A 13287-nucleotide genomic window follows, 5' to 3' on the forward strand; every position below is an offset into this window, starting at 1 on the left:
GGCTCTGGAGAGTCCGCTCACGTTTGGCCCGATCCTGCCAGCATGGAGGTGAGCTGCTGCCGACGCGTGACGCCGAGCTTGCGGTAGACGCTCGACAGGTGGACCTCCACGGTCTTCACCTGGATATAGAGGCGCTGGGCGATCTGGCTGTTGGTGAAACCCTCCGCGGCCAGCCGGGCGACGCGGGACTCGCTGGGGGTCAGCGACTCGGGACCGCTGACGTAGGAACGCCTGGGGCGGGCTCCGGCGGCGGCGAGGTGGCCCCGCGCCTCCTTCACCAGGGGTGCGGCCTGACAGCGCTGGGCGAGCTCCATCCCCTCGTACAGCAGGGGCCGCGCCGCGGCGAGGTGCCCCATGCGGCGCCGACATGCCCCGAGCGCCACCAGCGAGTACGCGAGCTCCAGTCGGGCGGTGGTGGGGCGCAGCACGTCGACGCTGCGTTCCAGCAGTGTGAGCGCCTCGGGCATCGGGGCGACAAGCCCTGCCACCCGCACCGCGCGCCCGATCGCATACGGTGCCCCCCATCGCTCCGCGAGTTCGACCTCCTCGCGAGCGTACGCCTGAGCCCCGGCCGCATTTCCCAACGCGTACAGGCTCAGGGCCGCCTCCGAGCGCCAGGCCACGATGGCCGGATTGGCGCCGTTGTGGCCCGCGAATCTCTCCCCCGTGACGAGCGCCGCCTCGAGTGCCCGTTCGGTGAGGCCCTGCGCCGACAGGAGCTTCGCTCGCGCATGGAGAGTGAAATGGAGAATCCCAGCCTGCGGCAGTTTAGCGGGCAGTTCCTCCTCATCGAGGAGTGCCCCCGCCTCATCGATCTTCCCCTGCTCGACCAGAACCTCGGCGAGGAGTCCCCGCGCGATTCCCAGCACGATGCCCATGGGGCTGAGTCGATCCATCTGGAAGACCTCGCGGAGGTCGGCTTCGGCTTCGGCGAGTTCTCCCCCGCGCAACCAGCCCATCGCCCGGTACGTCAGCGAGATGCCGAGGGCGACCGTCGACCCGTGCCTGCGCGCTTCCTCGACCACCACACCGTACGCGTCGATGCCCTGCTCGATGTCGCCGACGATGAGCGTGAAGTGGCCGACGATGCCCGCGGAGGCTCCCATAGCGGCGGCCGCCGGCATCCCCGGATGCCTGAGCGCCGCCCGCGCGCGCTCCAGTCCGCGAGGATCCCCTGCATAGCATTCGTTCCCGGCGATCATGCACTCCAGGAAGGCCGCGTTCAAGCTCTCGGAACGCGGGAGGCGTCTCAGCGCCGGCATGCGCGTGCGGAGGTCGCCGAAGCCGTCGGCGACCAGCGGAATGTCCAGCAGCAACGCTTCGAGGCCTCGCCGCAGATCGTCGGCGTCATCGGGCAGCCGCTCGATGGCCTCGGCGAGCTGCTTCGCCATCTCGTCCCCCCGGCCGATCCATGATTTGGCGAGCCCTGCCATGCACAGAAGTTCACCGGTCTCGACCGGGTCCTCGCTCAGCTGGAGGGCCGACTCCAGATGGTCGGTGGCCAGCTTCACATCCACGAGCAACGCGGTGGTGATGGCCTCCTTGAGCAGGTCGAGCCTCTCCTTCGGTGGCACGTTCGCGGTGAGGGCGTGCGCCAGGTAGGCGTGGGCCGACTCGGGCGCTCCCCTGTCCAGAGCCTGTCTCGCCGCCTGTCGCAGCACCACCAGATGCCCGGCGGCCGGGAAAGGGAGCGCCAGGAGATGGATCGCGGGCTCCTCCGGACGGCGGCCCTCCTGGATCAATAGTTCGGCCGCCTCCAGATGCCGGCCGGCACGGTCACTGGGGTCCATCTGCTCGTAAACGGCCGACCGCACCAAGGGATGCACGAACTCGACGGCCGCCCGCTGCCCTGGAGCACGGCGGAGGATGTGGGCGTCGTCGAGCTCGCTGATTCCCCGGTGCACCGTCTCCGGCTCGAGCTGTGCAAGAGTGGCGAGGCGGCCCAGATCGGCCTGACGGCCCAGTATCGCTACGGTCTCGGCAATTCGTCGGCCCGCCTTCGACAGCCTGACAAGCTCGACCGAGACGCGCCTGGCGATGGCCTTGCCTCCGACATCGTCGATCCGCATGTTCTCCAGATCGCGCGAGCCGCTCTGCTCCCTCCTCAGTGCACGCCCCATCTCCATGAGCAGCAATGGGGTGCCCACCGTGGCCGCGTGGCACGCCGAGACCAGCTGCGGGTTCGGGGTGTGGCCGAGAATCTCCTCCAGGACGGCTCCGGTGGCCTGAACGCTCAACGGCTTAGGCCACAGGGTCCGGCATTCGGGATGAGTCAGGAGGACATCCAGCAGATCTCTCGCGGCCAGCGGATCGGACGGCCGCGTCCCCGCTACCACCACCAGACCCACATCATCCAGCCGGAGTTGCAGGTACGCCAGAGAACGCAGCGATGCTTCGTCCGCCCAGTGGAGATCGTCCACCGCGAGCAGAACGGGGCCGATGTCACAGAGATTGGCCGTGAGCCAGAACAACCCGTGGAACACGGCCATCTCGCTCCGTGGGGCGCCGCCTCGCCCCGTGGGCTCGAAGAGAGGGCGGACCTCACTCGCCGCGCCCGACAGCAGACGCTCACGCTCGGCCTCGTCTGCCCGTATGAGGACGCTTTCGAACAACTGGCGTACCAGTCCGAACGCATACCCACGCTCAAGGGGTGAGGCCTTGGCCGCCAGAACGCGCAGGCCGTTCTCGGCCGCCGTCCGCCTGGCCTCCTCGATCAGCCGGGTCTTGCCTATGCCGGCAGCCCCCATCACCGCGAAGAACGTGCTCCTTCCGGCCCTGGCCCTGGTAACTCCGTCGAAGATGGCGGATAGCTCAGATTCACGTTCGAGCATTAGGTCACGCGGCACGGGCGACATTCTCAGGCCACAGGATCACAAGCGGAAGCCTCTCCGGTGACAGACATGGGAACTTCTCCGACGGCGGCCGGGTCCGCGGAGCGGCGGAAGCCGCCCTCCAGAAGGATCGGACATCTGGAGGATGGGGTCATTCCTGGGGTTGTCCCCCAATGTTTCGCCCTTCCTCTTGCCGGACGATGAGGAGCATCCGAGACAGGAGGAAAGGTGTCTGTTGATCGCTCTCCTCGTATATCGCGCGCGCTGATCACGGCCGCCGTCTTCGTGGCGTCGGCGTGCGCCCTCACCACAGGTCCCGCTTCGGCCAAGCCGTTGTGGCAGACGGTCAGGGCGGAGACTCCCATTGATACGACTCAGTACAAACATGTCGAGGCCACCTGCCCTGCGGGGACGAAACTCGTCGGCGGTGGAGCTCACATCGGGTACGCTTCCATCCCTCTTGCTCAGGCGGAGGCGTCCGCACAGGCGAACTCCTACTCCGGCGCGGCGTATGCCGGCGGCACGACACAGGACCCGTGGAACCTGAACGTCACGGCGCTCTGCGCCGACGTCAGCGTCGTCCTGAACCTCCAGTACGTCAATCGCAGCACGCCCGTGAACGACACGGACGCCAAGTCGGTGACCGTCCAGTGCCCCGGCACCCTGCGCGTGCTCAGCACCGGCTTCAGGATCATCGGCGGTAAGGGTGACATCCGGCCGGTGGGCACGTCGCTCAGCGAGCCCGCATCCTCCAGCTCGGCGGTGTCTCCGAACACCGCGGTGACGGCGAGCGCAGTCGAAAAGCCGGGCTATCCGGGCACGTGGGGCATCAACGCCTCGGCCGTCTGCGGGACGCCCAGTCCGAATTACGAGGTGAAAACGGCGATCGACACAGTCGTCGTAGACCCTCCGGCCACGCTCTACTCGTGGAGAGGCGCGGTGGCGAAATGCACGCCGGGAAAGCAGCTTTATGGAATAGCGGGCCGGATCGACGGAGGAGCTCCGAGATACGTGGCGCTTCAGGCTTTCATCGCGGATTACGCTCCGGAAGGTACGGCCTTGCTGCAGGCAGTAGCGGAAGTCCCGAACATGCCTCCGTGGTCGGCGACAGCGAGCGCGATCTGCGGTTAGCCCTGAACTCTCGTCGTCTTCTGGTGGGCTGAGTGGTTCGGCTGACCTCTGATTTCACGGTCGTTGTCATCCCGTTGGCCCCGTTGGGTGGCTCTGGCGCATCGCTGTGCCAGGGCCCCTCAGCGATGGACGGTCGCGCCCATCAGCCGGCTGTACGCCCAGGTCGGCGCGAGTGTGGACGGAGCCACCGCCAAGGTGCGCGACCGGAGCCGAAGGACCGGATCCTAACCGCCCAGGGCGTGGTCTAACCACCCGATGAAATCTCATTTCCTTGGGGTTGCCCCCGAAATTTTAGGAGGCGAGACCCACATGCTGGCCCGTCCGTCGAGACGGACACTGTGACACGATCCCGGCCGTCCCCGAGCATGAAGTGTGACGCGGCCTTGCACGATGGCGCCATTCAGCGGCCCATCGCGTGCCGGTGGGAAAGATGCCACGCGGAGCCGACCGGGACGACGGCATCGCACCGGGCAATGGTCCATCCCCTTTGTGGGGATCAGCTCGGCATCGCGGCACTCACCCGGACCTACGGATCGAGGACATTCCGGCAGGACTGCGCTCCACACCGTGCCGGCACTACGTCCAGGAGGAGGGGGCTCATGTTGGCCTCGGCGTCGGACGACCTATGGGAACGGGACGGTGAGCGGGCGACGCTCGCCGAGGTGATCGACGCTGCTCGATCGGGCACGAGCAGGCTCGTCCTGGCTGAGGGGCCCGGCGGTATGGGCAAGACGGCTCTGCTGGCGGCGGCGGGGACGATGGCCGCCTCGGCCGGGCTCCCGGTGCTGCGTGCCAGAGGATCGGATCTGGAGCGGGGCTTCGGCTTCGGCATCGTCCGCCAGCTGTTCGAGCCCGCTTTGGCGGTCGCCGGCGCCACGCAGAGGGACCGCTGGTTGCAGGGCCCGGCTCACGGCGCGACAGCGGTGCTCGGCGCGCTGGGAGAAGGAGAGGCACCTGTCGGTGACTTCGCCGCCCTGCACAGTCTCTACTGGCTCACCGCGAACATGTGCGGCGACTCCCCCCGAGCAATCATCATCGACGATCTGCATCTCGCGGATGCGGCGTCATTGCGGTTTCTTGCGTACCTTCTGCCGCGGATCGAAGGCCTGCCGATCGGCATCGTGCTGGGCGCCCGCCCCGGGGATCCGCGAACCGACCAGAACCTGCTGGCTTACATCACCACAGACCCGGCGGCGCGGGTGCTGAGATTGCGCCCGTTGAGCCCGGACGCGTCCGCCAGGGTGATACGGGGCGTGGTCGGCCCGGCGGACGACGCCTTCTGCATGGCGTGTCACGAATTGGCCGGAGGGAACCCCCTGCTGCTCCGTGAACTGGCGGTCACCGCTGCGGCCCAGGCGATTCCGGCCACCGCCGATGGAGCGTCGCGGCTTCCCGCCGCGGCCGGAACCGCCATCGGTCGCCGGGTAAGCCTTCAGCTCTCCACGCTGGGCCCGGAGGCGACCGCCCTGGCCTACGCGGCGGCGATCCTGGACGACGGGGCCAAGCTCGCCGAGACCGCCGTGGTGGCGGGAGTCGACGCGGCGAAGGCCTGGGATGTCCACTCCTCCCTGGTAGCGGCGGACATCCTGCGCGGAGGAGAGCCGGTGTGCTTCGTCCATCCCGTCGTCCAGGCGGCCGTCTACGATCTGATCGACCGAACGGAGCGTGCCCGCCTCCACCGGCTCGCCGCGCGGGTGCTTGCCGCAAGCGGTTCAACGGCCCAGCGCGTCGCGGCCCACCTCGTACGGACCCCTCCCGCGGGAGACCCCGAGGTCGTAGGCGCCCTCAGAGCCGGGGCGGCGGAGGCGCTTACTCACGCCGCACCCGAAAGCGCACTGGCCTATTTGGAGCGGGCGCTACAGGAATGCTCCATGGACAAGGAGGAGCAAGGGGACCTGTTGCGGGAGGCGGGCGGCCTCGCCATGCTCACCGACGGCCGCAAGGCGATCGACTACCTCACCCGGGCGTTGGAAACGACCGAGCCGGCGGAAGCCCGGGGAGTTATCGCGGACACGCTCGGGCGCGCGCTCTTCACGGTCGGCCGCAACCGCGACGCCATGACGATCCTCGACGAGGCCATCTCCCGGCTCGGTCCCGGGCACGCCGACCTGCGCCGCCGCCTGCAGGCCAACCTGCTCAACGTCACACTCTCGAACGTCGAGTTGCACGACGTCGCGGAGGAATTGGTGATGGAGCTTCGGGACGCACCGCCGCAGCCCGGCCTCGGCGGACACATGCTGGACGCACTCATCGGCTGGTACGAGGGCATCGCGCTGCTCGATCACGAACGGGCGTTCAGGTGTACCGGGCGCGCGTTCGGCGACGGGCTCTTCGTCGAGCACGCCATTGCCACGGAGGCGTTCGCGGACGCCGTATGGACGCTGATCAGCGCGGACCAAGGCGACGTCCTCGCGATTCTCGACGCGGCCCTGGCCCACTCCCATCGCAGCGGTTCCACGTACGGCGCCTCGGCCGTGCTCGCCTTCCGCGCCCTGGCGTGGCTGCGTCAGGGATCTCTCATCGAGGCCGAGATCGACGCGCGCGAGTCGATGCGGCTCGCGGAAACGGTCCGCCTCGACGTGATTCGGCCCCTGGTGGCCAGTTATCTGGCCGACACGCTCATGGAACGCGGCGAGAACGAGGCGGCGGCGCAGGCCCTGAGCTGGGCGGGCGAGGCCGGTCTTCCGAGCTCCGCGGCGCAGATGTGCTGGACCGAGGCCAGTCGCGGCCGCCTGCTCATCCGTGAGGGCAGACTGGAGGAGGGCGCCGAGGCTCTCGTCGAGTGCGGTCGCCGTTACGAGTCCTACGGCTGGCGCAACCCCGCCTACCTCGACTGGCGAGCGGACGCCGCGACCGCCCTCCACACCCTGGGCCGTGAGACAGAGGCGGCGGAGCTGGCCGCCGAGACCGTCGAACTCGCCCGCCGCTGGCGGGCGCCCCGCGCCCTCGGCCAGGCCCTTCGGGTCGCCGGCAGCCTCACCGGCGACGAGATGGGACTTGCGATGCTCCGCGACGCCGTGGAGATCCTCCACCCCTCACCCGCACAGCTCGAACACGCCAAAGCCCTGCATGCCCTCGGGGCCGCGCTCCGTCGCGCCAACAAGCGGGGCGAAGCACGGGCTTGCCTGGCCAAGGCGCTCGACCTCGCCGACCGCGCCGGCGCCGTCCCCCTCGTCCAGCAGACGCGCGCCGAGCTGCGGGCGTCAGGCGGCCGTCCCCGCCGCACCGCCATCACGGGCCCCGGCGCCCTCACCCCCAGTGAACGGCGGGTGGCCGTACTCGCCGCCGCCGGCCACACCAACCGGGTCATCGCCCAGCGACTCTTCGTCACCACCAAAACCGTCGAGGTGCACCTCAGCAGCGTGTACCGCAAGCTCGGCATCACCCGCCGATATCAGCTGTACAAGCAGGATCAGCTGCTGGCCGGCGCCGTCGCCACGCCTTCCCGCGGATGAACAGGAGACTTACCAAAGATGCCTCGAATTCCCGCCGAGCCTTTCACAGATGAATATTTTCAGAATCCTCACCCCACCTGGGCGTGGCTCCGGCAGAACTCCCCCGCTTTCCCGGTGACGTTCCCCGGCACAGGCGTGCGGGTATGGCTGATTTCGCGTTACGAAGACATCCAGAAGATCCTGAGCGACAGCCGTGGGTTCAGCTCGGACTCCGCATCCGCCACGGACGATTTCCGTACAGCCGGACTCGCGATCGGCCCAGGCACGGCATGGGAAAACGCGCCCGCTTTCTCCGATCCACCGGATCACACGCGGATTCGGCGTCTGCTCTCCCCCGCCTTCGCCGCCAGGCGCGTGGCCACTTTGGCCGGCACCTTGCAGAAGAACTTCGACCAGATCCTCAACTCCCTGCCATCGAGCGACGAATCGGAACTCCTGGGATCTATCGCCTATCCGTTCTCCATCGCCACGATCGCCGACATCCTCGGGGCCCCGCTCGAAGACCACGAGGAGTTGCAACGCCTGGCGTCCGAGGCCGTGCACCCGGACCGAACGCGATCGTTGGCGGCCATCGGCCTGTTACTCGACCGTGCCCGCGCTTTCGTGGCGGAGCGACGGGCGCATCCACGCGACGACCTGCTCTCGGACCTCATCCGGTCCGAGGAAGCGGAAGAGACTCTCACGGAGGCCGAACTGGTCGGAACGGTCGGCGTGCTGGTCGTGGCGGGATACAACACCACGGCGAACCTCATCGGCAACGGCATCCTGGCGCTGCTGGACCACGAGGATCAGCTGCGCCTCCTCCAGGACCGGCCTTCACTGATCGGCAGCGCGATCGAAGAGATCCTGCGCTACGAAAGCCCCGCCGCGACGTCCTTGTGGCGCTTCCCGAGAACAGAGGTCACGATCGGAACGACGGGCATACCGGCAGGCGAGCCCGTCCTTCTCCTGCTCGGCTCGGCCAACCGGGACCCGTCCGCCTTCGCCGATGCCGACTCGTTCCTGATCACACGGCCCTCCGGTCCTCACCTGGCCTTCGGCCACGGAATCCACTTCTGCCTCGGCGCCCCGCTTGCCCGGCTGGCGGGCCAAACGGCTATCTCCTCCTTGATAACGAAATTTCCTGACATCAGATTGGCCGACCCTCGGGATGGGTTGCGCTACCGGCCCGCGCTGATCGATCGCGCTCTCGTCGAGCTCCCTGTCAGGCTGGGACCGGCCCGCGTCGCTCCGGCGTGCGGCGCGAGGGCTGGACAGTAGACGTGAGATCCCTCCGTTCAGAGGGATCCCCCAACATCATGCGCGGCGGTCAGGTCCGCCGGCCCGCCCTCACCGGCCTGGTGACGACGCGGTCTCCGTGCTGACAGTCCTTCTCCGTCGAGGGACCGTCTTACGGAGACCTCGCCATTCAACGATCTATGAAAAGTGCTGCCTCCACCGTACGCCGAATTTCTCAGCCACCTCAGCTCTGGCAGACCGTAGGTGTTTTCTGGGCATTGACCATCAATCTGCTCAGCACTGCGGAGTCGAAGGCGAGGGAGAAATGATCCAGCCCAGAGTTGTCGGTAAGTGTGAAATGGTGACAGGGCATCGCGCTCCACACCTGGATCGCGTTGTTGGTGATGTCCTCCTCATTTCCGTCACCGTCCCGGGTGAAGACCGGCAGGGCGGAATCGAAGACCTGACCGACCGTCAGATCGTGCAGGGTGACGCCGACGAGAGTGGGGATGCCCGACCCCTTCTCCGCGTAGACGTCGACGTTCGGGAGATTCGTGGAGGTGGGGAGGATGCTCGTGGGATCTCCGTCCTGGAAGCGCACGAAGCCGATGTAGTAGTCCGCGATTTCCGCCGCCTCCGGCGGCATGCCGGGGGCGGTGACGAGTGCGTGGTAGTCAGCCGGCGTGTACTGCTTCCCCGTGCCGGCGTCCGCGATGACGACTTCGTCGGTACCGAAGGTCGACGGCGCCGCGGCGCTCATGTACGTCGACGGCGCGGAGATCAACATCCGCGCGCTGCTTTCCGCGATCTCCTGCGTGTCAGGCAGCGTGAACGTGGTGAGGTTGAGGCCGGTGAACAGATACCCGTACATCGCGCCCTGGCCGGGGAAGTTGCCGGCGATCGGCGTGAACCCCTGAATGTACTTCCGCTTCCAGCTCTCCGAGGAGTGGGTGAGCAGGTACTGGGCGTACAGCGGACCGTTGGAGTGGCCGACCAGGTGAACGCGACGGTTGCCGTTGGCCGCGTATGTCTTCTCAATCAGATGCCGCGTTCGGCTGAGAAAACCACCCATGTCGGGAGTGAGGCGGGAGTCGTACCCGGCGACGCGGATGCTGACGTCCCTTCTCCAGCCGGCTTGCTCGAGCGAGGCGTACATCTGCTCGTACGCCGGAGCGCTTGCGGTCTTGCCGTAGTCGGACATGGCGACGGTTACGCCTTGCTGATTGGAGAACCGGTCCGGCATGGGGAGGCTCGGGTCGCCGTCGTAGCGCAAGGTCATGAGCTTGTCCATGCAGACCCGGCTGAAGGTCGCGCTGGGCGTGGGGTTCGGATACCAGTCCTCGAAGCTCCCGGACGCGGGACAGGACGGATCGACCTGCTGGTTCTGCACGTTCACCAGAAGCCTGGTGAAATGGAAGGCGGGGAACAGAACGATCGGCGTCCGCGGCGGAATGGCCTGAGCAGCGGCGGCCCCGGCGAACACCCCTAACGTCGCGACCGACAACAGTAATGCCGCAAGAAGCCGGCATAAGCAACGAAAAGCGGGCATGGCTTTCTCCTTGATGCGTGTTCCTCAGGCTCAGTCTGCGGCACGCGTCGGAAGCCACGCCTCGGAGGAATCCCTTAGCGCGTACCCTAAAGCTGATTACGAGGTGATGAGGGCGATGCGATGGCGTTTCGGTTCATCCGCCGGCCCCTCTCGGATTTCCAACTCGGACGGGAGCGACTGTCAACCGACGGCACCGGCCATCAGCGCCTTGATCTGTTCCCTCCGATTGATGCCCAGCTTGCGGTAGCACTGCTGGAGATAGTTGTCCACGGTCCGCCGGGACAGGTGCAGGCGCTCGGCGATCTGCTTGCTGGGCAGGCCCTCCGCCGCGAGCAGAGCGACCTCCCGCTCGCGATCGGTCATCGTACGTGAGGTCGTCTGCGTGAAAGTCACCATGGGGGTGCGCGCCTGCTCGCAGGAGCGCAACGCCGACCACGCCTGCTCGCGCATGCGAGTCGCCGACCGCCGTTCACCCCGGCGTGCATAGCAGCGGCTGCTCTCCGCCCAGGCCTCCGCGGCCAGCAGCGCCGCGCCCATGGCGTCGAAGGCGGCACCGGCCTCAGACAGCGCCGTGGGATCGTGATGGGCGGCCGCCTCGATCATGTCGAGCTTGGCCGTCATGAAGGGACCTTCGACCGCCGGGCGCAGGTTCCGCATCAGAGGAAGAGCCACGGCTCCGCGTCCGAGCCGGGCCAGCGTGTGCAGCGCCTCCACCGCCACCGTCCGGGCGCCGGAGGCGCCGGACGTCTCGGCCACGGCCAGGAGCTGACTCTCCGCGTGCGGGATCCGTCCTTCGGCGGCGACCAGCCAGGCGAGGGCGATCCGCTCCATCCCCGCCAGGTTCCGCACCGGCCCGGATGCGGCCGTCTTCAACTCGGCCGCCACGTCGCGGGCCGCCGCGCGACTTCCCGAATAGACCTCGGCCTCGAGCAGTAGGGCGAGAGGCCATCGCCGCCTGCTCGGCAAGGCCGCGCCGTACAACTCCGCCGAGCGCCGGAGCCATCGTCGCGCGGTCCGCGGCCTGCCCCGGCTGAGGGCGATGTGGCCGCGGCACAGGGCGGCCAGAGCCATGCCGACGACGAGATAACGCCGGTGGCACTCCCTCCACACGCGTACGGCGAGAGCCTCGGCCTCGGACAACCGTCCGACGAAGGACAGCGACACGACTCTCACGACGTCGTCCATGTGCGGAGCCCACTGGACCAATCCGCCGTCGATCGCTCTGGCGTAGAGCGGAACCGCGCGTTCCATGAGCTCCAGGCAGCTCTCCGGGCGTGCGTCCCAGGTCAGGGCCGTTGCTTCGGTGAGAGCGGCGAGAGTGAAGGTGCGTGGATCCCGGCTGCGCAACAGTGGAGCGGTCAGCGCGAAGGCCGCTTCGGACTCGCCGCGTAAGAGGCGCAGACGCGCCTCGTGCGCGGTGACCTCGTCCGCCCAGTCCGACCCCGCCACCCCGGCCGCCGTCTCGGCAGCGACCTGTGCGGCGCGCTCGCCGGCTTCCAGCCCGCTGAGGAGGTTCTCGCTGCGGACGATGCCAATGGCGGCGAGGTCGTGCGGCAGGTCCGCCCGCGTCATGGCCGTCGCGAGCACCGACTCGGCCTCCTCGGCCCGGCCCTGACCGGCCAGGGCGTGTCCCAGGAGGAGGCGGGCCCGCACTCCGCCGTCCATGGCCTTGGCCGCCCACGCCAAGCGGACGGCCGAGGATGAGTCACGGGCGTTCACACTGATCGCGGCGGCACGCGCAAGCATGTCCGGGTCCACGACCTCCCCGGCCTGCAACCACCAGTCGGCGACGCGGGCGAGATCGGCGTGGCGTCGCATCCCCGTACGGACAACGGCGTCGGCGAGCGTGACCAGCAGCCGGCGCCTCTCAAAGGTGGAGACCCCGAGCACGGCCTCTCCGAGCAACGGGTGGGTGAGTCTCACTTCTCTGCGCAGCTCGTGCCTCCGCACCTCGACGAGGCGGCGGTCCTCCAGGTCGCGCAGAGCTTCCTCCCCGGCCATCTCGCACAGCAGTCGATATCCGAGCGGCTCGCTCAGGGCCACCAGCCGCAGTGCCAGGTTCGCCTGCCGAGACAGCCCCTTGACCCGTTCGCCGACGACCATGTCCAGCAGGTATGGCGGCACCGTGAGCGGCCGTTCCAGCACCCAGCCGCGATCCCCGTCCAGGCGAAGACTGCCCGTTCCGGCCGCGTAGGAGATCAGCTCGCGGAGAATAAGAGGGCTTCCCGCTGACAGCTGGCGCAGTTCGCGGAGGACCGTCGCGCCGGTTCTCCCGGGCAGCGCCTGAGCGATCAAGTCCTCCATGTCCTCCTCGGGCAGCGGCTCCAGCCTCAGCCGCAGCGCTCGTTCGTCCTTCCACAACGGGGTGAGCGCGTCCGGCAGCCGATCACCCGAACGAGCGATGACGAGAGCCACCACCTTGCCGGTGAGAGTCAGCTGGTGGGTGAGCACCGCGGATGCACTGTCCAGATTGTGCGCATCGTCCACGAGCAGGACCAGACGACCGCCTGCGTGTCCCGCCAGCAACGCATCCCGGGCGGACGGCAGCAGCATGGCGTCGGGAACATCCAGATACGGCAGCAGAGGTGCGAAAGCGCCCAAGGGCAACGAGGCCGCCGCAGGCGTGGCCGACAGCCTCAGAACCGTACCCGCCTCCGGCCCCACCCGCGTGACCGCCTCGTCGGCAAGCCGGGTCTTGCCGACCCCGATGTCTCCCACCAGGAAAACGACCGAGTGTTCACGGCGGGAAACAGCGCAGGCGAGCGCCTGGACCTCCGTTTCCCGCCCCACGAAACGCCATGATCCGACGACATCGCGCTCCCGCACGCACACGGTCACCGCTCCGATTCCGCGCCTGAAGATCTCCTACCGCCCCGCCTTCGACGTCGGCGGGAGAACCCCGCGATGAGAGTCCTGACCCAGGGTGGAATGGCCGTCGGCCTGAGGGCATCGTGGTCATCCCGTAGCGGATCCCCAAAGTTTCGCCCGGCACCCCCAGGCCCCGGCGACCCGGCTTGACACCCACAGCCCGAAAACAAGCAACGATTGCTCTGATCACCGAGGACCTCTGCCTGCCATCATCAGGGCCGTTTCCGCCCTGTCA

The 13287-nt window shown here is 68.1% G+C and carries 6 protein-coding genes; 3 read left to right on the forward strand and 3 right to left on the reverse strand.

Annotated features, from left to right (window positions below):
* Positions 1-17 precede the first annotated feature (17 nt).
* Positions 18-2831: a helix-turn-helix transcriptional regulator gene (locus IL992_RS37350; protein ID WP_193208033.1), complete on the reverse strand. Its 2814-nt coding sequence runs from the start codon at positions 2829-2831 to the stop codon at positions 18-20.
* Between the two features lie 228 nt (positions 2832-3059).
* On the opposite strand from IL992_RS37350, the gene IL992_RS37355 reads away from it, so the two are divergent.
* The 3 genes from IL992_RS37355 (at position 3060) to IL992_RS37365 (ending at position 8677) form a co-directional block, all read left to right on the forward strand.
* Complete coding sequence (locus tag IL992_RS37355; protein WP_193208034.1) at positions 3060-3962, forward strand: hypothetical protein; 903 nt, start codon at positions 3060-3062, stop codon at positions 3960-3962.
* Between the two features lie 599 nt (positions 3963-4561).
* On the forward strand, positions 4562-7417 hold the full coding sequence (locus IL992_RS37360; protein ID WP_193208035.1) for a helix-turn-helix transcriptional regulator: 2856 nt from the start codon (positions 4562-4564) through the stop codon (positions 7415-7417).
* A gap of 114 nt (positions 7418-7531) precedes the next feature.
* Positions 7532-8677 carry a cytochrome P450 gene (locus IL992_RS37365; RefSeq protein ID WP_193208036.1) on the forward strand — a complete coding sequence of 382 codons (1146 nt, stop codon included), beginning with the start codon at positions 7532-7534 and terminating at the stop codon, positions 8675-8677.
* Between the two features lie 202 nt (positions 8678-8879).
* On the opposite strand, the gene IL992_RS37370 is transcribed toward IL992_RS37365, so the two are convergent.
* Positions 8880-10184, reverse strand: a complete 1305-nt coding sequence (locus IL992_RS37370) for a lipase/acyltransferase domain-containing protein (RefSeq protein ID WP_193208037.1) — start codon at positions 10182-10184, stop codon at positions 8880-8882.
* A gap of 180 nt (positions 10185-10364) precedes the next feature.
* On the reverse strand, positions 10365-12974 hold the full coding sequence (locus IL992_RS48700; protein ID WP_193208038.1) for a LuxR C-terminal-related transcriptional regulator: 2610 nt from the start codon (positions 12972-12974) through the stop codon (positions 10365-10367).
* Between the last annotated feature and the right edge of the window lie 313 nt (positions 12975-13287).

The sequence above is a fragment of the Microbispora sitophila genome (genome assembly GCF_014892245.1).
Lineage (GTDB): Bacteria > Actinomycetota > Actinomycetes > Streptosporangiales > Streptosporangiaceae > Microbispora > Microbispora siamensis.

Coding starts and splice junctions, on each gene's coding strand:
- IL992_RS37350 (WP_193208033.1), bottom strand. CDS start 2,831: ATGCTCGAACGTGAATCTGAGCTATCCGCCATCTTCGACGGAGTTACC.
- IL992_RS37360 (WP_193208035.1), top strand. CDS start 4,562: ATGTTGGCCTCGGCGTCGGACGACCTATGGGAACGGGACGGTGAGCGG.
- IL992_RS37370 (WP_193208037.1), bottom strand. CDS start 10,184: ATGCCCGCTTTTCGTTGCTTATGCCGGCTTCTTGCGGCATTACTGTTG.